Source organism: Terracoccus sp. 273MFTsu3.1, from assembly GCF_000383675.1.
GTDB lineage: Bacteria > Actinomycetota > Actinomycetes > Actinomycetales > Dermatophilaceae > Terrabacter.
The window spans coordinates 307,138-324,805 of sequence record NZ_KB911820.1; the positions used below are offsets into that span (position 1 = coordinate 307,138).

At 73.0% G+C, this 17,668-nt stretch carries 18 protein-coding genes and 1 pseudogene; 12 read left to right on the forward strand and 7 right to left on the reverse strand.

All coding sequences use genetic code 11. The annotated features are described in order from the left end of the window. Positions 1-53: 53 nt before the first annotated feature. Both H283_RS0101330 and H283_RS23635 read left to right on the forward strand, forming a co-directional pair. The gene (locus H283_RS0101330) at positions 54-890 is read left to right on the forward strand and encodes a DinB family protein (protein WP_020141705.1); all 837 of its coding nucleotides are present in this window, start codon (positions 54-56) and stop codon (positions 888-890) included. 134 nt (positions 891-1,024) lie between these two features. After that, positions 1,025-1,327, forward strand: a complete 303-nt coding sequence (locus H283_RS23635) for a Sec-independent protein translocase subunit TatA (RefSeq protein WP_020141706.1) — start codon at positions 1,025-1,027, stop codon at positions 1,325-1,327. A 59-nt stretch (positions 1,328-1,386) separates the two neighbouring features. Here the strand turns inward: H283_RS23635 and H283_RS0101340 are convergent, their stop codons facing one another. Further along, the gene (locus tag H283_RS0101340) at positions 1,387-2,580 is read right to left on the reverse strand and encodes a RimK family alpha-L-glutamate ligase (protein ID WP_020141707.1); all 1,194 of its coding nucleotides are present in this window, start codon (positions 2,578-2,580) and stop codon (positions 1,387-1,389) included. A 78-nt stretch (positions 2,581-2,658) separates the two neighbouring features. Between H283_RS0101340 and H283_RS0101345 the strand changes: the two genes are divergently transcribed. Then, entirely contained in the window at positions 2,659-3,081 is a 423-nt protein-coding gene (locus tag H283_RS0101345; protein WP_020141708.1) for an ATP-dependent zinc protease, read from the forward strand. Here the strand turns inward: H283_RS0101345 and H283_RS23640 are convergent. Continuing rightward, positions 3,003-4,253 carry an MFS transporter gene (locus tag H283_RS23640; protein WP_020141709.1) on the reverse strand — a complete coding sequence of 417 codons (1,251 nt, stop codon included), beginning with the start codon at positions 4,251-4,253 and terminating at the stop codon, positions 3,003-3,005. The genes H283_RS0101345 and H283_RS23640 overlap by 79 nt on opposite strands. 68 nt (positions 4,254-4,321) lie before the next feature. Here H283_RS23640 and H283_RS0101355 point away from each other — a divergent pair, with 68 nt between their 5' ends. After that, complete coding sequence (locus H283_RS0101355; RefSeq protein WP_020141710.1) at positions 4,322-4,888, forward strand: CGNR zinc finger domain-containing protein; 567 nt, start codon at positions 4,322-4,324, stop codon at positions 4,886-4,888. Between the two features lie 19 nt (positions 4,889-4,907). Here the strand turns inward: H283_RS0101355 and H283_RS0101360 are convergent, their stop codons facing one another. Continuing rightward, a complete protein-coding gene (locus tag H283_RS0101360) occupies positions 4,908-5,906 on the reverse strand; it encodes an NAD-dependent epimerase/dehydratase family protein (RefSeq protein ID WP_020141711.1) in 999 nt (332 codons plus the stop codon). Positions 5,907-5,995: 89 nt separating this feature from the next. Further along, complete coding sequence (locus tag H283_RS0101365; RefSeq protein ID WP_020141712.1) at positions 5,996-6,433, reverse strand: MerR family transcriptional regulator; 438 nt, start codon at positions 6,431-6,433, stop codon at positions 5,996-5,998. An 81-nt stretch (positions 6,434-6,514) separates the two neighbouring features. Between H283_RS0101365 and H283_RS0101370 the strand changes: the two genes are divergently transcribed. The 3 genes and pseudogenes from H283_RS0101370 (at position 6,515) to H283_RS23645 (ending at position 9,850) form a co-directional block, all read left to right on the forward strand. Beyond that, on the forward strand, positions 6,515-7,435 hold the full coding sequence (locus H283_RS0101370; RefSeq protein ID WP_020141713.1) for an NAD(P)/FAD-dependent oxidoreductase: 921 nt from the start codon (positions 6,515-6,517) through the stop codon (positions 7,433-7,435). A 62-nt stretch (positions 7,436-7,497) separates the two neighbouring features. After that, the gene (locus H283_RS0101375; RefSeq protein ID WP_020141714.1) at positions 7,498-8,832 is read left to right on the forward strand and encodes an aminopeptidase C; all 1,335 of its coding nucleotides are present in this window, start codon (positions 7,498-7,500) and stop codon (positions 8,830-8,832) included. A gap of 231 nt (positions 8,833-9,063) precedes the next feature. Continuing rightward, positions 9,064-9,850, forward strand: a pseudogene (locus H283_RS23645) (amidohydrolase family protein). Between the two features lie 19 nt (positions 9,851-9,869). On the opposite strand, the gene H283_RS0101385 reads toward H283_RS23645, so the two are convergent. After that, on the reverse strand, positions 9,870-10,976 hold the full coding sequence (locus H283_RS0101385) for a S9 family peptidase (RefSeq protein ID WP_020141716.1): 1,107 nt from the start codon (positions 10,974-10,976) through the stop codon (positions 9,870-9,872). A gap of 81 nt (positions 10,977-11,057) precedes the next feature. Beyond that, on the reverse strand, positions 11,058-12,191 hold the full coding sequence (locus H283_RS0101390) for a glycoside hydrolase family 76 protein (protein ID WP_020141717.1): 1,134 nt from the start codon (positions 12,189-12,191) through the stop codon (positions 11,058-11,060). 138 nt (positions 12,192-12,329) lie between these two features. Between H283_RS0101390 and H283_RS0101395 the strand changes: the two genes are divergently transcribed. The 5 genes from H283_RS0101395 to H283_RS0101415 all read left to right on the forward strand — a co-directional run bounded on the left by H283_RS0101395 (position 12,330) and on the right by H283_RS0101415 (position 17,050). Next, a complete protein-coding gene (locus H283_RS0101395) occupies positions 12,330-12,725 on the forward strand; it encodes a YciI family protein (RefSeq protein ID WP_020141718.1) in 396 nt (131 codons plus the stop codon). Between the two features lie 28 nt (positions 12,726-12,753). Then, positions 12,754-13,977 carry an RNA polymerase sigma factor gene (locus H283_RS0101400; RefSeq protein WP_231372203.1) on the forward strand — a complete coding sequence of 408 codons (1,224 nt, stop codon included), beginning with the start codon at positions 12,754-12,756 and terminating at the stop codon, positions 13,975-13,977. Beyond that, positions 13,974-14,894, forward strand: a complete 921-nt coding sequence (locus H283_RS0101405; protein WP_020141720.1) for an alpha/beta fold hydrolase — start codon at positions 13,974-13,976, stop codon at positions 14,892-14,894. The genes H283_RS0101400 and H283_RS0101405 overlap by 4 nt, the downstream gene beginning before the upstream one ends. 59 nt (positions 14,895-14,953) lie before the next feature. Further along, a complete protein-coding gene (locus H283_RS0101410) occupies positions 14,954-15,778 on the forward strand; it encodes an SDR family oxidoreductase (RefSeq protein ID WP_020141721.1) in 825 nt (274 codons plus the stop codon). Between the two features lie 150 nt (positions 15,779-15,928). Further along, positions 15,929-17,050: an SGNH/GDSL hydrolase family protein gene (locus H283_RS0101415; RefSeq protein ID WP_020141722.1), complete on the forward strand. Its 1,122-nt coding sequence runs from the start codon at positions 15,929-15,931 to the stop codon at positions 17,048-17,050. Between the two features lie 152 nt (positions 17,051-17,202). Here the strand turns inward: H283_RS0101415 and H283_RS0101420 are convergent, their stop codons facing one another. After that, entirely contained in the window at positions 17,203-17,658 is a 456-nt protein-coding gene (locus H283_RS0101420) for a GNAT family N-acetyltransferase (protein ID WP_020141723.1), read from the reverse strand. Positions 17,659-17,668: the final 10 nt, after the last annotated feature.

A 17,668-nucleotide genomic window follows, 5' to 3' on the forward strand; every position in this document is an offset into this window, starting at 1 on the left:
GAGCCGTCCTAGGCTTCCTCTCGCGCCAGCGACCACGAGCCAAGGAGACCGGGATGAGCGACGTGACCTACGACGACCAGCAGGGCGCCCGCTTCGAGCGAGTGCGGCTGACCGGTGCGACCTTCGAGGACGTCTACCTCGACGGAGTGCAGCTGCACGACGTGGACCTGCGGGGGGCCTCGCTGCGGATGGTGGACCTGCGGGGTCTGCGAGCGCGTGACGTCTGGCTCGAGGACGTCGACATCACCGGCGACGTCGAGAACCTCGTCATCAACGGCGTCGACGTCGCGCCGCTCATCGAGGCCGAGCTCGACCGCCGTGACCCCGACCGACCCAGGATGCGGCCGACGGATGCTGCCGGCTACCGCGAGGGCTGGGACGTCGTCGAGCGACTCTGGGCCGGCACGGTCGCCAGGGCACGCACCTTCGCGCCCGAGCAGCTGCACGAGCGGGTCGACGGCGAGTGGTCGTTCATCGAGACCCTCCGCCACCTCGTCTTCGCCACCGACGCGTGGGTGTGCCGAGCCCTCCTCGGCGAACCCGAGCCCTGGGATGCCCTCGACCTGCCGCACGACGACATGCCGGACAGTCCCCCAGTGCCGCGCGACCGTGACGCGCGCCCGACGCTCGACGAGGTGCTCGCCCTGCGGGCCGACCGGATGGCGACGGTGCGTCGCGTCGTCGACGGCCTCACCGACGACGACCTCGCTCGCACGACCGAGCCGGTCACCGCCCCCGGCTACCCCGAGCCGGAGGCGTATGCCGTGACCCGGATCCTGCGCACCATCCTCAACGAGGAGTGGCAGCACCGCCTCTACGCCGAGCGCGACCTCGACGCGCTGGCCACACGCCAGGGCGCGGAAGGCGACACGGCGGCCGCTGCGCGCTGACCGGTGTGACCCCGCGCTCGGCGGGCTCACAGCCGGCTCCCGGACGTTTCCCACCCGCGGCTCCTACGGTGCCCCCTCACCATGCGTGCGCGGGCGCGGGAAGCCGCCGGCGCCGCCGACGTCAGGAGGTTCCCGTGGCAGATCTCGGGTGGCCGGAGCTCAGCATCATCGCCCTCGCCGTCGTGCTCCTCTTCGGCTGGAAGCGGATGCCCGACATGGCCCGCAGCCTCGGACGGTCAGCACGCATCTTCAAGTCCGAGGTCGACCAGATGCGGTCCGGGCCGGACGCCACCGTCAAGCCCGCCGCGAGCGCGCTCGCCGGTCTTGACGACGCGACGGTCTCGGCGGCCGAAGACCGCGTGACTGCTGCCGAGGCCGAGGTCGCCCGGCTGCGCGCCGAGCTCGAGACCCGGAAGCACGCGAGCGGCTCGCACTAGTCCGCGACGGTGACGAGCGACCCCTCCAGCTCTTCGTGGTCCTCCCCGGCCACTCGCGGTCAGGCGACGGTGTGGATCGGGTCGTTCGGCAGCTTGCGCACCTTGGCGCGCCGGCGCCGGCGCTCCGGGATCATCGAGCGCATCTCCTCGAGGCGGCCGAAGCACAGCAGGCGGTCCTCCGCCTCGAGCACGACCCGGCGTCGAGGGTTGGGGATGACGCTCGTGCCGCGGTGCAGGGTGAGCACCTGGAGGTCGCGCTCCTCGAGGCCTGAGTCGCCGATCGTCTTGCCGATGATGTCGGCGCCCGCGTGCACGACGAGCTCGGCGACGCCGTAGCCGGTCGAGACGGTGAGCCGCTGGCGCACGTCGATCTCGGGGAAGGCGACCTGGCCGGCGATGTGGTCGATGATCGCGCCGGCGACGTCGAGCTTCGTCGCAGTCTCGATGCCCTCGAGGCCGGGGGAGGAGTTGACCTCCATGACGAGCGGGCCGTCGTTGCCCTCGAGCATGTCGACACCGGCGACGCGCAGGCCCATGATCTGGGCCGAGCGCACAGCGGCCTGCTCGTACTCCGGCGTCAGCTCGACCGCCTCGACGGTGCCGCCGCGGTGGACGTTGGAGCGGAACTCGTCACCGCTGGCCCGCCGCCGCATGGCGGCCACGACGCGGTCGCCGACGACGAGCGCACGGATGTCGCGTCCCCGGCTCTCGGTGACGAAGCTCTGGATGAGCACGTTCTGCTTCGTGCTGTGCAACGTCTCGATGATCGCCTCGGCGATCTTGATGTCGGGCGCGAGGATGACGCCGATGCCCTGGGTGCCCTCGAGCAGCTTGATGACGACGGGGGCCCCGCCGACGCGCTCGATGGCCGGCATGACGTCGGCGCGGTTGCGCACGAAGGTCGTTGCGGGCATGCCGATCTGGTGGCGCGAGAGGATCTGCGCGGCGCGGAGCTTGTCGCGGGCGTTGGAGATGCCGTTGGCCGTGTTCGGTGTGTAGACGTCCATCTGCTCGAACTGGCGCACGACGGCCGTGCCGAAGTAGGTGATCGAGTTGCCGATGCGCGGCAGCACCGCGTCGTAGTCGGAGATCGGGCGTCCGCGGAACTGCAGGTCCGGCTCCGGGCCCGACAGGTCGATGGCGAAGCGAAGCGTGTTGAGCACCCGCACCTGGTGCCCGCGGTCGAGCGCTGCGGTGCGCAGGCGCTGCGTCGAGTAGGCACGCGGCGCGCGGGAGAGGATCGCGAGTTTCATGCAGGGTCCTGCCAAGATGGGCGGGTGTCTGGGCCGGCCTATTCAAGCACTCCTGTCGGATGGAGGGAGTGGGTCGGTATGCCCGGAATCGGCCTGCCGTGGCTCAAGGCCAAGATCGACACCGGAGCCCGCACGTCGTCGTTGCACGCCGCGGACGTCGAGGAGTTCGACCGCGACGGGCAGCCCTGGGTGCGGTTCACCGTGCACCCCTGGCAGGACGCCGACGACGACGCCCGGACCATCGAGTGCCCCGTGCACGACCGCCGCAGCGTGCGCAGCTCCTCGGGCCACGTGACCAAGCGCTACGTCGTGCGCCTCGACCTCTCGCTCGCCGGGCGCACGGTGCCGGCCGAGGTGACGCTGAGCAAGCGCGACCGGATGGGCTTCCGGATGCTCGTCGGCCGTGAGGCCCTGCGCCAGGGCTACGTCGTCGACCCGTCGCGCTCGTACGCCGGCGGCAAGCCCCCCAAGGACGTCCGCCGCCGCAACCGCGGTCGCTGACCTGCGCGCACGAGCGCCGTCCCGAGGAGCGCCATCGCTGCTGCGCCGAACGGCGCCCCCGGGCCGTATGCCGTCCCGAGCGTCGCGAGGATCGCCGGCGCGACCGACGTGGCGAGTCCCCACGTCAGTCCCAGCACGGCGAGGTAGGTGCCGCGCGACCCGTCCGGCGCCAGCGTGCCGGCGCGGGCCATCGTCGTCGCGATGACGAGCAGGCTGCCGACGTCGAAGGCGACGAGGCCGGCGGCGAGGGCGACCGGGTGGCCGGCGAGGGCGATCGTCGCGAGTCCCGCCGAGGCGACCATCTCGCCGACGAGGAGCACCCCGGCGTCGTCGGTGCGGCGGCGCAGCGCGGCCGCGAGCCACGCCCCCGGGACGCCGGCCGCAGCACCCGCGGCCAGGACCCAGCCGGTGACGGCCGGTGACAGGCCGCGCTGCTCGACGAGGAGTGGCACGCCGAAGACGACGACCATCGTCACGGTCGCCGCGACCGTGCCGAAGGCGACGACGGGACGCAGGCGCCGGTCCGTGAGGGCAGCGACCCAGCGTGCGCGAGCCGGGGTCACGCCCACGTCGGTCGCCTCCCTCGGGGGCGACGAGGCGCCCGTGCTGCGGGGGATCCGGTGGGCCACGACGGCCGCGCACGCGAGGCAGGTGGCAGCGTCGACGACGAAGAGCCAGCGCAGGCCGAGTCCCGACACGGCTGCCGCGACGAGGCCGGCGAGGACGCCCGCGACGGCGAGCGAGGCGTTGAGCGCCGAGTAGGCGAAGGCGCGGGAGTGCTCGGGCACGAGGTCGGAGACGAGGGCCTGCGTCGGCGGCTCGACGACCTCGTAGGCGAGGCCGAGCAGGACGGCTCCGAGGAGCGCCCAGGCGAGGGTCGGCGCCGCGGCGATGACGAGCTGCGCGGCGGCGCAGCCGGCGAGACCGAGGAGCATCGTCGACCGGTGGCCCCACGCGTCCGCGAGGTGGCCACCGACGATCCGCGAGGGGATCGTCGCGACGCCGAAGCACGTGAGGGCCAGGGCCGTCTCGGCCGCTCCGGCCCCGAGCTCGCGAACGAGGAGCACCCCGAGGAAGGCCATCGAGAAGCCGCCGAGCCGGTTGACGCAGCGGGCCGCGATGAGCACCCGCAACCGGGGCGGCAGGGACGGCGTGCGGGGTGGTCGGGCCATTGTCCCTCCTGACTGTCGAACTAGACTTCGGTGGTCACGAGCCTACGAAGGGATAGGTGACTGGTCAAATGCGTTTCGACAGTCATGTCGAGCGGCTGCTCGACGCGACGGTGGCCCTCGTCAACCTCGCGAGCCCCGGGGAGGCGCACGGGACGGCATACGACCCCCCCGTGGGGGCCGACCTCGTGCGAGGGGTGGCCGAGGCGACGTCCTCGCCCGAGCGGCGCTCGCGGCCGACGCCCGCGGACGCGCGGGGGCTGCTCGACGTCGTGCCGCAGGCACGTGTCGTCTTCGAGGCCGCGGATCGTGACGACCTCGCGGCGGCGGCGGCCGTCGTCAACGACCTGCTCGTCTCGACCGCTGCCCGTCCTCGCCTCGACCCGGACGACGAGGGCCGACACCAGCTGCACTTCCACGGCCCCGACGACGGGTTCGTCCGCGGGTGGCAGGCCGGGATCGCGTCGGGGCTGGCCGTCGCCATCGGCAGCGACCTCGGCGGCCGGCTCGGCGTGTGCGACGCCCCGGGCTGCGACCGCGTCTACGTCGACGGGTCGAAGAACGGCACGCGCCGCTACTGCTCGGCGCGGTGCCAGAGTCGCGTCAAGGCCGCCGCCCACCGCGCCCGCACCCGCTGAGGAGCGGAGTGCCTCGTCCTCAGGCGCCGGCGGCCGCGTGGGCGGCCCAGAGGCGGGCCTCGGCGTCGGCGTCCATCGGGCCGCCACCACGGTTCGTCGGCCGCTCCGGCAGACCCTCGCGCTGCAGCCAGGCCCACGTGTCGGCGACCGTCTCGGGCATCGGCCGGCAGTGGAGCCCCGCCGCCCGGGCGGCAGTGGTGTCGAGTGCGTGCAGGCCCGCGAGCTCACCCGTCGGCGGGACCCAGATCGGCAGCTCGGTCCAGGGCTGCACCCCGGCCGCCTCGACCGCTGCGGGCTCGAGCCAGACGAGCTCGGCGTCACTTCCCGTCACGGTGTGCACCTCGTCGAGGAGTGCCCCGATCGTGGTGTGACCGGGCTCGCTCACCATGTTGAAGGTGCCGACCGGACGCGACCCGAGCACCCAGTCCGCGATGTCCCGGCAGTCGACGTACTGCAGCGGCCGCTCGTACGGTCCCGGCGCCGGCACTCGCCCACCCGCTGCGATCCGACGGAGCCAGAACGGCATCCGGCCGACGATCTCGTAGGGCCCGAGGATGAGGCCCGCACGCGCGACGGCCACGTCACCGTCGAACTCCGCCAGGGTGGCGAGCTCGCCGCCGCGCTTGGCCGCGGCGTAGTCGGAACCGTCGGTCGAGGCCGGGTCTCCCTCGACGACGGGTGCTCCCTCGTCGGCGCCGACGGCGATGGGCCACGTGTAGACCGAGCACGACGAGATGTAGGTGTAGTGCCCCGCGCGACCGCGGAGCAGCCGCGCCGACGTCTGCACCGCGACGGGCTCCGCCGACCACGTGTCGACGACGGCATCCCACTCGTCGTCCCCGAGCGCCGTGCGCAGCGCCTCGGGGTCGAGGCGGTCGGCGTGGCGCGCCTGGGCGCCCTCGACGGGGGTGCCGGTGAGTCCCCGGGTCACCGTCGTGACGTCGTCGCCGCGGGCGACGGCGGCCTCGACGAACGCGCGGCCGACGTGGTGGGTTCCTCCGAGCACGAGCAGTCTCATGGGCACGATCCTCGCCTGCGCCGGCCTCCGAGCCAAGGCCCCTTCGCTGTCGACGTAAGGCCGGAGCGGGTGCGTCCCCGAGGGCGCCCCTAGGTCCAGTCGGCGATGTGGGCCGCCGTCGCGCGACCCTCGGTCAGGTCGGCGACGTGTTGCGAGAAGCGCGGGCACGCGACGATGTCATGAGCCCTGCACCGCAGTGCGTGCTCGGTCATCTCGCGTGACCGCTCGATCGACCGCGCTCGCTCGTCGAGGTCGCGCAGGTGGGCCTCGAGCACCTCGTGGCGCCCGGCCGCCTCGCCGTCGAGCAGCACGCCGATCTGCTCGAGCGTCATGCCGGCGGCCTTGTTGCGGAGGATGACCGCGACGCGGACGAGATCGGGCCGGCCGTAGCGCCGATAGCCGGACCCGTCGCGCTCCGGGGTGAGCAGCCCGAGCGTCTCCCAGTGGCGCAGCACGTTCGTCGGCAGGTCGAAGCGTGCCGCCAGCTCTCCGACGGTCCAGGTCTCGTCTCGCGCTCTTGCCTTCATGTCGACATGAAGGTACACGCTGGATCGCAACAGGCACAGAGCCGCTCGAGCACTCGCCGCACCGATCACCAAGGAGCCACCATGACTGCCAGCACGCACACCGACGTCGCCGTCATCGGCGGAGGCCCCGCCGGCCTCCAGGCCGCACTCACCCTCGGTCGCGTCCATCGCGACGCCGTCCTCTTCGACGACGGCACCTACCGCAACGCCACGGTCAGCCACATGCACAACGTCGTCGCCCACGACGGCACCCCGCCGGCGGACTTCCGCGCCGACGCGCGCCAGCAGCTCACGGCATACGACACCGTGAGCGTGCGGGAGCAGCGGGTCACGACGATCGAGGAGGTCGACGGACACTTCCGGCTGCACGTGGCCGACGGCACGGGCGTGACGGCACGGGCCCTCGTCCTCGCCACCGGCGTCCGTGACACCCTGCCGCCCGTGCCCGGGCTCGACGCGCTCTGGGGCGACCTCGTCGCGCACTGCCCCTTCTGTCACGGCCACGAGCTCAGCGGTCAGCGCGTCGGCATCCTCGGGGCGACCATCGCCCCGCACCTGTCGGGCCTGCTCGGCCGGATCGCGTCCGAGATCGTCGTGCTCACCGACGGAGACGCCGTGCCCGTCGGTCTCCCTGTGGGTACCGCCGCCCGCACGGAGCGGGTCGTCTCGGTCGAGCGGTACGACGGGGGCGTACGCGTCGTGCTCGCGGGTGCGGACGGCGAGCAGGCGCCCGCCGGGACGACGGAGCAGGTCGCCGGGCTCTTCGTGAAGCCGGAGCTGAGCCAGTCGGCCCCGTTCGCCGAGCAGCTCGGCCTCGAGCTCAACCCGTCAGGCGCCGTGCGGGTCGACGAGTTCGCCCGGTCGAGTCGCGAGCGGGTCCTCTGTGCGGGTGACATGGCGCACCTGCCCGCCTACCCGATGCCGATGGCCTCCGTCGTCGCGGCCGCCGCGTCGGGACAGCTCGCGGCCTCGGCGGCGATCATGGCGCTGACGGCACACTGAGTGGGGTGCCGGCGGCGCGGCATACGATGCTTGGGATCCCGAGAAGCTCGAAGGAGTGGCCCATGCCGCGCGACCTCGCCCCCGACCTCGTCGAGCGCCTCACGAAGGCGTTCGAGGCCGACCCCACCGCACGAATGCTCCAGAACGCCGTCACGACGACGTCGGTCGACGAGATCGCGCTCGACCGCCGGGTGGTGACGGCCATCGACCACTCGGTCTCGAACCTCCTCGACGACTGGACGGCGACCTCCCAGGAGAAGAGCGGCCGTTGCTGGCTCTTCGCCGGCACCAACCTGCTGCGCGCGAGTGCCCGCGAGAAGCTCAAGGTCAAGGACTTCGAGTTCTCGCAGAACCACCTGCTCTTCTGGGACAAGTTCGAGAAGGCCAACCACTGGCTCGAGTCCGTCATCGCGACGGCCGACCGCGACGTCGACGACCGCACCGTGGCCCACCTGCTCGCCACGCCGGCCGAGGACGGCGGGCAGTGGAACATGTTCGTCGCGCTCGTCGTCAAGCACGGCCTCGTGCCCAAGGTCGCGATGCCCGAGACGAAGAGCTCGAGCAACACCGGACAGATGAACCGCGACCTCAGCACGATCCTGCGGCAGGCCGCCCGCGACCTGCGGGCCCAGGCAGCCGACGGCGCCGACGCCGACGACCTCCAGGACGCCAAGGAGCAGGTGCTCGCGACGGTCCACCGACTGCTCTGCATCCACCTCGGCACGCCGCCGGAGTCGTTCGTGTGGCAGTGGAAGGACACCGACGGCGGCTTCCACCGCGACGGCACGATGACGCCCCTCGAGTTCGCGGAGCGCTACGTCACCGTGCCGCTCGAGGACTACGTGTGCCTTGTCAACGACCCTCGCGCGAGCAGCCCCTACGGGCACACGTTCACGGTCGAGCACCTCGGCAACGTCGTCGGAGCGCCGCCGGTCACCTACCTCAACGTCGAGCCGGATCTCATGAAGTCCCTTGCGGCACAGGCGATCGTCGGCGGCGAGCCGGTCTGGTTCGGCTGCGACACCGGCCAGATGTCCAACGCCACGCTCGGCCTCTGGGACGCCGGCCTCTTCGACCGCGCCGCGATCTACGGCACCGAGCCGAGCCTCGGCAAGGCCGACCGCCTGCTGCACCACGAGTCCCTCATGACGCACGCCATGCTCTTCACCGGCGTCGACCTGATCGACGAGGTCCCGCGTCGCTGGCGCGTCGAGAACAGCTGGGGCACCGAGAAGGGCGACAAGGGCTTCATGACGATGAACGACTCGTGGTTCGCCGAGTTCGTCTTCGAGGTGGCCGTGCGCCGTGACGCGCTGCCCGCCGAGCTGCAGGAGGCGCTGACCCGCGACCCGATCGTGCTCCCTGCTTGGGACCCGATGGGTGCCCTCGCCGGCTGAGTCCCTCCGCTCCGCGTCGAGCGCGCCGTCGCCGGTCAGGCGACGGCGCGCTCGTACGTTCAGGAAGACCGCCAGGGCGACCGGCCTGACCTACGCTGCGAGGCGATGACGACCTCCGAACCATCCCGCACGACACCGGGCCCGGCCACGGACGCTGATGTGCCGGGCTACGTGCGCTCCCTCGGACTGCCGGGGCTCGCCGACATCCACGTGCACTTCCTGCCCGACGCCATGCAGCGCAAGGTGTGGGCCTACTTCGACGAGGCCGAGACCCACTACGGCGCGCCCTGGCCGATCACGTACCGCGACGACGAGCCGACGCGCCTCGGGACGCTGCGCGCCCTCGGGCTGCGCGCGATCCCCGCTCTCGTCTACCCGCACAAGCCCGGCATGACGACGTGGCTCAACGCGTGGTGTGCCGACTTCGCTCGGAGGGTGCCCGACGCGGTGCACTGCGCCACCTTCTATCCGGAGCCGGGCGTGGGTGACCAGGTGGCGGCGGCTCTCGACGCCGGGGCCCGCCTCTTCAAGATCCACGTCCAGGTCGGGGACTTCACCCCGGACGACGACCGGCTCGACCCGGCGTGGGCTCGAGGCGGCTCGGGTGCCCGTCGTCATCCACGCCGGCTCGGCGCCCCTCCGCGGCACCCACACCGGCCCGGGTGCCGTGCGCGAGGTGCTGCGCAGGCACCCCGACCTCGTCCTCGTCGTCGCCCACCTCGGCATGCCGGAATACCACGAGTTTGCCGACCTCGCGGACGAGTTCGTCGGTGTCCACCTCGACACGACGATGAGCGGCACCGACTTCACGAACCGTTTCGCCCCCTTCCCGGACGACTACGTCGACCGTCTGGGCGGGCTGCGCGACCGGGTCGTGCTCGGCTCGGACTTCCCGAGCATCCCCTACGCCTACGCGCACCAGCTCGACGCGCTCGCCCGCCTCGACCTCGGTGACGACTGGATGCGAGCCGTGCTCTGGCACAACGGGGCCCGTCTGCTGGGCCTGCCCACCGCCTAGCCGGCAGGCCGACCCGGCGTCAGCCCAGGTGCTCGCCCAGGAAGGCCTCGGTGCGACGGATCGAGGTGTCCCACTGCGGCGACGCCAGCGTGTGCCGTCCACCCGGGTAGATGCGCAGCTCGACGTCCTTGCCCTTGGCCTCGAGCGCTGCGACGGACTCGCGCGACCACGACAGCGGGCAGTCCTCGTCGGCGGTGCCGTGGTGGATGAGGAGCGGCTCGGTGATGCGGCCGAAGTAGGTGCGTGGGCTCGTCGCCGCCCAGGCCGCCGGCTGCGCCTCGGGAGTGCCGAGGCGGCCGATGACGGCGCGAGCCGCCCCCGACCTGGCGGCGTCCCGGCGCACCCACTTGTCGAAGTTGTCGACGGTGTCTGAGCTGACCGGCGCGTAGGCCACGGCGGCACGGAAGAGCCCCGGGCGTACGACCAGGGCGGTGTAGACGACCCCGCCGCCCATCGACCGGCCGATGAGCGCGATGCGGTCGGGGTCGACGACCCGGGCCTTCTTGAGCGCCAGCCCGGCGTTGATGGCATCGACCGTGTAGCCCGCCCGGAGGTTGGCGTCGTTGCGGGGGTCCCTGTCGGACTGCGCGTGGTTGCGGTAGTCGATGTGCAGCGTGACGTAGCCCTGTCGCGCGAGGTGGTCGCGCTCGCGGAGCATCGTCTCGCCGTTCGTGTAGACCGCGGGGTCGACGTAGCCGTGCGCGAGGACGACGGCCGGGAACGGGCCCGTGCCGCGCGGGATGTTGATGCGCCCCGAGATCGTCAGCCCGTTGCTCACGTACGTCACGAAGTACTGCCGGTAGGCATCGGTGCTGCCGCGCTCGCGCCCGAGCCTGAGGTTGCCGCCGTCGTACCGCGTGGCGATGAGAGCCGCGATCGACGCCGGGTCGGGCGGCGCGGGCTTCGGCGTGCTGGTCGCGCCCGGTGTCGGGGGCTGCTCTGCCGCCGTCGGTGCGGGCGGGGAGGACGGTGCGCTCGACGCGCTGGCGTATGCCGTCGGGCTGGCTCCCGCTGCCCCCGCCCCCGTGGTCCCGCCCCCTCGGTCGTCGGTGGGGCCCACGGTCGAGCAGGCGCCGAGCAGCAGTGCGGCGATGAGGCCGGCGGCGAGGGCTCGTGGGGTGCGCACGTCTCGAGTCTCACCCGCGAGAGGCGGGATTCCCAGCCCGCTCCCAGCCTTCGTGCCCGATCCGAGACCTTCCCGATGAGGTCAACCGAGCGCGGCGGCTGCCTCGAGGACGGTCCAGGCCTGCAGCTGCGGCGACAGCTCGAGTGGGGGTGCGGGCGCCGGCCCGGCCGGTTCGACGGGGAAGACCGACGGGTCACGCCGCCCCGCGACCCGCAGGCTGCCGCGACCTGCCCAGAGCGCGTCGGCCGTGCCCGTGACGAGCCGCCGTGCGGTCTCCCGCGCCTCGGCGTCGAGGGCGCTCGCGTCGGCCGCGAGCGCGAGGTAGCGCACGAGGATCCCGGTGAAGAGGCCGCCGTCGCCGCCGCCGTGGGTCCGCAGCACCCGGGCGCCACCGACCTCGGTCGTCAGCCGCGCGTCGACGGCGGCGACGAGAGCAGCCGCTCGGGCCAGGCTCTGGTCGTCCCCGAGCGTCACGAGCGCGCCGAGCACCGTCCCCTGGTTGTAGGACCAGACGTCGGGGACGAGCACCTCCGAACCCCCGCGGAGCCGTATGCCGTCGAGCACGAGCCCGGTCTCCGCCGACCACAGGCGGGCGTAGAGCCAGTCGACGAGCCGGCGGGCCTCGTCGGCCTCGCCGAGCCGCGCCAGGTGCAGGGCGGCCGGGCCGGTGGCGGGACTGTTCTTGAAGTCGCGGTCCCGGCTCCAGAAGAGGCCGCCGCCGAGGTCGTCCGTGTGGGCCGCCCGCAGCTGCGCCGTGAGGTGGCGGCCGGCCGAGCGGAGGCGCCGGCCCCGCGCGGTGCGCCCGATCTCGTCGTGCAGGTCCTGCAGCCGCCCGGAGGCCAGCGCGAGCCAGGCCATGTCGTCGTAGAAGTCGTTGACCCAGCGCACCCGGTTGCGCAGCCGGATCGTCGAGAGCAGCCGGTCACCCTGGCGGGCCCGGAGGTCGGCGCCGCCCGGGTCGCCGGTGCGCAGGGCCCGGAGGCCGGCGTCGACGACGGCGTCGAGGTAGTGCGCCTGCCACCAGTAGTGCCACGCTCCGCGCAGCCCGCCGCACGTCCGTGACCCGGGCGGCGCGGGGTGCACGATGCGCGCGAGGTGCGTCAACGGCATACGCCCGAGCCGCCCCGCGAAGAGCGCCGTGACGGAGCGCTCGGCCTCGGCGGCGCGCTCGTCGAGGGCCGTCGGAGCAGCGGTCGGGTGGCTGGCGGCGGACACGCTGCGACGCTACCGCGGCCCTCGCCGCTCCCGACTGTGGAAGGGTCGGTGACGGTGTCGAGATCACGGCCACGGCTCCGACGTCACTCACGAGACGCGAACCGGCCGCCGCGACGGCGGCACGAGGAAGGAGTCGACGTGAAGTACCTGCTCATGATCTGGAGCAACCCGCAGACGTGGGGGCACCCGATCTTCCTGCGCACGCCCGAGGCCGCGGCCATGTCCGACGACGAGCGCGCCGGGATGCTGCGCGACTTCGAGGAGCTGATGGGCGAGATCAGCGAGTCCGGGGAGCTCGTCACCGCCCAGGCGCTCGCCGACCCGCTGACGGCTCGGAGTGTTCGGGTGCTCGACGGCGAGAGCCTTGTCACTGACGGCCCCAGCACCTCGTCCAAGGAGCAGATGGCCGGCTACTTCGTCGTCGACTGCGCGACGCCCGAGCGGGCCGAGGAGATCGCGAGGCGCTTCCCCGACGCCAGGTTCGCCGCCGTCGAGGTGCGCCCGCTCATGGGTGGATCGGCCGAGGACCTCTGAGCAGGCTTGTGACGTGGGCGGATCCGCCGTGACCGACGACCTGTGGCGCAGCGTGACGCCGCAGGTCATCGGAGCGCTCGTGCGTCGCTACCGCGACTTCGACCGTGCCGAGGAGGCGGCCCAGGAGGCGCTCCTCGCCGCGGCAGCACAGTGGCCCGAGGAGGGCGTGCCGGACGACCCCAAGGCGTGGCTCATCCGGGTCGGCTCGCGTCGGCTCATCGACGGGCTGCGCAGCGACGAGGCACGAGAGCGCCGTGAGCTCGCCGACGCGAGTCGCGTGCCGGCCGAGGACCTCGTCGCCCCGGCGCCGTATGCCGTCGGGCCGGGTGACCGCGACGACACCCTGACGCTCCTCCTCCTGTGCTGTCACCCCGCGCTGCCCCCGGCGTCGCGGATCGCCCTGACCCTCAGGGCGGTCGGCGGCCTGACGACGGCGCAGATCGCCCACGCCTTCCTCGTGCCGGAAGCGACCATGGCGCAGCGGATCAGCCGGGCCAAGCAGCGGATCCGTGAGTCGGGTGCCGAGTTCCGGATGCCGCCGCCCGACGACGTGCCCGAGCGGCTGCGCGAGGTGCTGCACGTCCTCTACCTCGTCTTCACCGAGGGTCACACGACGAGCAGCGGAGACACCCTGCACCGGGTCGACCTGACGACAGAGGCGATCCGCCTCACGCGCCAGGCGCACGCCCTCCTGCCCGACGACGGTGAGGTCGCCGGGCTGCTCGCCCTCATGCTCCTCACCGAGGCACGGCGACCGGCCCGGACGAACGAGGCGGGTGAGCTCGTGCCGCTCGCCGAGCAGGACCGCGCGCGGTGGGACACGGCATACGTCCGGGAGGGCGTCGCCCTCGTGACGGACTCCCTGACGCGGACGCGGCTCGGGCCCTACCAGGTGCAGGCGGCGATCGCCGCCGTGCACGACGAGGCGCCGACGGCGGCGCAGACGGACTGGGAGCAGGTGCTCGCGCTGTACGGGCTGCTCGAGCAGCTCGCGCCCGGGCCGGTCGTGACGCTCAACCGCGCCGTCGCGCTCGCCATGGTCGAGGGACCCGCCGCCGGGCTCGCCCTGCTGGACGACCTCGAGCAGGACAAGCGGCTCGCCCGGCACCACCGGCTGCACGCGGTGCGCGCCCACCTGCTCGAGATGTCGGGTGACGCCGCCGGGGCTCGCGACAGCTACCTGCTCGCATCGCGGCTCACGACGAGCATCCCCGAGCAGGACCACCTCCGACGAAAGGCCGAAGCCCTGTGACCGACACCAGCAGCTCCTCGACACCGCCGGTCACCGAGACCGACGTCGACCTCGGGGACGGGCACGTGCTCCATGTCTACGACACCGGAGACCCTGACGACCCGGGCGACGTCGAGGCGCTCGGCATCGAGCCGCTCGTCGTCGTGTGGCACCACGGCACGCCCAACATCGGAGCCCCGCCACGCCCGCTCTTCGCCGCCGCGGCGCGGCTGGGCATCCGCTGGGTGTCCTACGACCGGCCCGGCTACGGCGGCTCGACGTCGCGACCGGGGCGCGACATCGCCTCCGCGGCGCGTGACGTCGAGGCCGTCGTCGACCACCTCGGCGTCGGTTCGTTCGCGGTGATGGGCTACTCCGGAGGTGGTACGCACGCGCTGGCCCCGGCCGCGCTGCTCGGCGACCGCGTGCGGGGCGTCGTCTCCGTATCGGGGGTCGCTCCGTTCGGCGCCCCCGGCCTCGACTGGTTCGGCGGCATGGCGCCCGGGGGCGAGGCGTCGCTCCGTGCCGCGGCTGCCGGTCGCGAGGTCAAGGAGGCGCACGAGGCCGCTGTCGCGCTGGCCCCGGAGGGTGAGATCGACGTCGGCTTCGTGGAGGCGGACGAGACTGCCTTCTCCGGCCCGTGGGGCTGGCTCGGGTCGGTCGGCCGGCCCGCGATGGACGCCGGCCCGGCTGCTCTCATCGACGACGACCTCGCCTACGTCTCCGACTGGGGCTGTGCGCCCGGCGACGTCGCGGCCCCGACTCTCGTCGTGCACGGGGGCGCCGACCGGATCGTCCCCGTCGCGCACGGTGAGTGGCTCGCGAGTGCCCTGCCCGACGCCGATCTGTGGATCCAACCGCTCGACGGCCACGTCTCCGTGCTGAGCACTGCCGGGGACGCCCTCGCGTGGCTCGCCCGCGCCGCGCGCAGCTCCTGACCGCGGGGCTCCACGGCCGGCTTGCGTTGGAGCGCACTTGAAGTCATAGCGTCGAACGCATGACGAAAACGTGGTTCATCACCGGAACGTCCCGCGGGTTCGGTCGCGAGTGGGCGATCGCCGCACTCGAGCGAGGCGACACCGTCGCTGCGACCGCCCGTGACACCAGCACCCTCGACGATCTCGTCCAGACCTACGGCGACCGGCTGCTGCCCATCGCCCTCGACGTCACCGACCGGGACGCGGACTTCGCGGCGGTCGCGCAGGCGCACGAGCGTTTCGGCCGCCTCGACGTCGTCGTCAACAACGCCGGCTACGGCCACTTCGGCTTCGTCGAGGAGCTGAGCGAGGCCGACGTGCGCAACCAGATGGAGACGAACTTCTTCGGCGCGCTCTGGGTGACCCAGGCAGCGCTGCCGATCATGCGCGAGCAGGGCTCCGGCCACATCATCCAGGTCAGCTCCATCGGTGGCATCTCCGCCTTCCCGATCGTCGGCGCCTACCACGCCTCGAAGTGGGCGCTCGAGGGCCTGAGCCAGTCGCTCGCCCAGGAGGTCGCACCCTTCGGCATCACGGTCACCCTCATCGAGCCCGGCGGCTTCTCGACCGACTGGGCGGGCCCGTCGGCCAAGCACTCCGAGCCGTCGTCGACCTACGACGACATCCGCGAGCGCACCCACCGCGAGCGCGCCGCGCGCAACACGTCCGGCCCCGGCGACCCCACGGCCTCCGCTGCCGCCGTGCTCAAGATCGTCGACGCCGAGGAGCCGCCGCTGCGCGTCTTCTTCGGCGCCGCCCCGCTCTCGATCGCCAGGGCGGACTACGCCTCGCGGATGGAGACGTGGGAGAAGTGGGACGACGTGTCCCAGCTCGCGCAGGGCTGACGCCCGCCACGACCCGAGGAGGTATGCCGTCACGCACGTCCGTGACGGCATACCTCCTCCGCGTCGGGTGCCCGCGACGGCGCCCGCGTGACCTCCGTCGTGTCGGTGTCGTTCTCCTCGGAGACCGACACCGGACGAAGGAGTCCCGCCGTGCCCCGTTCCTCACCCACCGGCCGTCCTGCCCGCCCCGCCGCGGCCCTCGTCGCGGCGCTCGCGACTGCGGCAGCACTCACGGCCGGCGCGGTCGCCGCTCCGTCGGCTGCGGCCGCCCCGGCTGCCTCGACCACCGCGCCGCACGTCGTCCAGCTCGGGGACTCCTACTCGGCCGGCAACGGCACGGGCAGCTACGAGGAGCGCAGCTGCTACCGCTCACCCGACAACTACGGCTCGCAGGTCGCGGCCTCGATCGGGGCGAGCTACACCGACGTCGCCTGCAGCGGCGGCGTCGTGGCCGACATCCTCGAGCCGCGCGAGCTCGGCGACGCGTCCACGAAGAGCGCGACGTACCCGATCGACCCGGCCCGTTATCCCGACCAGAAGGCCGAGTGGCTGCGCCGGGCGAAGAACGAGCGGCTCTGCGGCGTCCCGGCCCAGCCCGACTTCTCCTACACCTACACCTTCGTCGCCGGCGTCGGCGTCGGCGGCCTCTACACCGGCACGGTCTCGTGCCAGCTCGTCGCCCGGCCGCAGATCGACGCGGTCACGCCCGACACCGACTACGTCTTCGTCACCATCGGCGGCAACGACATCGGCTTCTCGACGATCGTGGTCGACTGCCTGACCCTCCGCGACCCGTCCAGCTGCAAGCAGGCGCTCGACGCGGCCTCGGCCAAGGCGCCCGAGATGGTCGACCGCACCAAGGCGGCCCTGCGTGCCGTCGTCGCCCGGTCCGGCGGGCACGCGCAGGTCTACCTGCTCAGCTACCCGTTCCTCATCAACACGGAGAGCTACGCCATCCCCGAGGTCGCTCCCGTCTACGACGCGGGCACGGCGCTCAACGACCTCCAGCGTCTCGGTGACAGCCTCCAGGCGCGCGGCATCGCCGAGCTCGACGCGGAGGGCGCGACGACGCAGTACCACTTCGTCGACACCGTCAAGGCGGCCTGGGGCGGCCGCGTCCACGGTCTCGACCCGCACGTCGTCGCCGACAACTCGAAGGCGTGGCTCGTGCCCGTCGGCACCCCGGGCCGTGACGTCGCCGAGTTCGTCCACCCGACCCAGCCCGGCTGGGACGCGACCGCCGGAGCCCTCCGGGTCGCCGTCACCGGCTGAGCTCCACGGGGTCCGAGACGGGCCCCGCTGGGACGAGGTATGCCGTCGCGCCCGGTCGCGACGGCATACCTCGTTCGCGTCGTGGTGCCGTGTGCACCGGGCGGGGCCCTGACCACGCTGCCTGCACACGGCGGCGGTGGCGGAGCGGCGGCTCAGAGCTCGAGGGTCATGAACGTGCTGTGCGGGTCGAGACGGTAGCTGCCGAAGGGCCCGCACCCGATGAAGCCGTGCGCGGCGTAGAGGGCCCGCGCCGGCGCGAAGAAGTCGTCGGAACCGGTCTCCAGGCTGAGCCGGGCCAGACCCCGGCGCCGGGCCTCTGCGACGATCTCGCCGAGCACGGCCCGGGCGACGCCGCGGCGCTGGGCCGTCGGCGCCGTGCGCATCGACTTGACCTCGCCGTGGCCGGGCGCGACCTCCGTGAGGGCCCCGCAGCCGAGCACCTCGTCACCGTCGCGGGCCACCCAGAACGTCACCCCGGGCGCACGCAGCCCATCGAGGTCGAGGGCGTGAGAGCTCTCGGGCGGCGAGATCGACCGCAGCTGCGCGACGTGCCCGTCGAGCAGGGCGATGACGGCCGGGTCGGTGAGGTCGTCGAGCGTGATCCGCATGGGCCCATGG